The 1,535-nt window shown below is 38.4% G+C and carries 1 protein-coding gene; it reads right to left on the bottom strand.

Annotation, left to right across the window (positions count from 1 at the left end):
* Nucleotides 1-180: 180 nt before the first annotated feature.
* On the bottom strand, nt 181-1,422 hold the full coding sequence (locus D1164_RS23555) for an IS110 family RNA-guided transposase (RefSeq protein WP_119352353.1): 1,242 nt from the start codon (nt 1,420-1,422) through the stop codon (nt 181-183).
* Nucleotides 1,423-1,535 lie beyond the last annotated feature (113 nt).

The following is a 1,535-nucleotide window of genomic DNA, read 5'->3' as shown; positions in this document are numbered from 1 at the left end:
TTTCATGTTAATATATCTATCTATAAAGTTTAATAATCAATATTTTAATTCAATCAGTTAGGTTATTGAAATTTTCATGTTCATGCTCCAGGCAATACTCTTTTGTCCTTAACTGATTAGGTCACTTTCATCTTCGTAGTCACATATTGTGCATACAGTAACAAACCGACCTTTTATTTTTCAAGCTGCCTCATTGTCGAAATCGACATTTGGCTCCAGTTTTTCTAATTGTTTCTTGTAATATTCTACAAGTTTATCTTTCCTAAAATTGCTTAAGTAGTCTTCTCCAAGTTCGTTATACCCAACCTTGTTTTTAATGATGAAGTAAGCGGCTATCAGGATCTTGTGTCCTACTGCGATAACTGCCCTTTTCTTACCTCTTCGGCCAACAAGGCTTTTGTATTTTGAACTTAAATACGTGTTTTTAGTACGTGCTGCACCCCATGCCATTTGAACAAGAAATGCCCGGAGAAATGCATTGCCATAAGTTATCCTTCCACTTTTGTTTTTACCTGCACTTTCATTATTGCCGGGGCACATTCCTGCCCACGATGCCAGATGTTTGTGCGAAACAAAAGCCTCCATGTCTGTTCCAATCTCAGCAATTATACAAACTGCTCCGTCGCGACCTACACCAGGAATGGTTTCTAACAGGTCCAGAAACTCTTTATGCTTTTCTGTCTTTTGTTGAATCTGCTCATCTATTTGGGCAATTACTCCTTCGGTATTGGCAATGTGCTCTAACATAGTTTTCATCATAAACCGGTAATGGTCGTCAAGCTTACCCCTCAATGCTTCGATAATATCTTCCCTCGGAGCTTTAACCCGGCCATGAACATGGTATAGCAAACGTTCCGGTTTGTAATCGCCTTTTAAAATCTCGGATATGATCTTTTGACCGCTTACACAAAAAACATTGGTTAGTACCGACGATAGCTTTATGTTAGCACTTTCCATAAACTTTATGAACCTGTTCTTTGCCGAAGAAATCTCCCTGGTTAACTGGGTTTTAGTGCGTACCAAATCACGCAAGTCACGGATTTCTTTTTCTGGAATAAAGCTTCCTTTCAACAAACCACTTAACAGTAACTTCGCCAGCCATTTGCTATCCTTTTTATCGGTTTTATGTCCTGGAACATTCCTTACATGACGGGCATTAACCAGAATGATAGTAAAATCATCGCCTAATACATTAAACACGGGTTTCCAATAAACTCCCGTACTCTCCATGGCTAAATGGGTTATCCCATACTTTTTTAACCACTCTTGCAATTTTGTCAAAGAACTCGTAAAAGTTTTAAAACTTTTAGTTTGTGTTTTTATACCTTTGCCTCTGATGGTTACCACAATAATCTCTTTGTGGACATCCATACCGGCTCCGCGTTCAACGACTTGGTCGAACTGAATAAAATCTTTTTTCATAGCCATCTAGCTCTTGTTGATTTGGAAATGCAAAGCTAGGTGGCTTATTATTTATTCATGTCCTTTTGTCGCTTGTCCTTATAAATCTATTTCCTCAGCGGTGTGGCTTTCAT

The sequence above is a fragment of the Mariniphaga sediminis genome (assembly GCF_003573545.1).
GTDB classification, from domain to species: Bacteria; Bacteroidota; Bacteroidia; order Bacteroidales; family Prolixibacteraceae; genus Mariniphaga; species Mariniphaga sediminis.
Note: the sequence above shows the minus strand (reverse complement) of the source record. Positions and strands in the feature narration are given on the sequence as shown.

Coding starts and splice junctions, on each gene's coding strand:
- D1164_RS23555 (WP_119352353.1), bottom strand. CDS start 1,422: ATGAAAAAAGATTTTATTCAGTTCGACCAAGTCGTTGAACGCGGAGCC.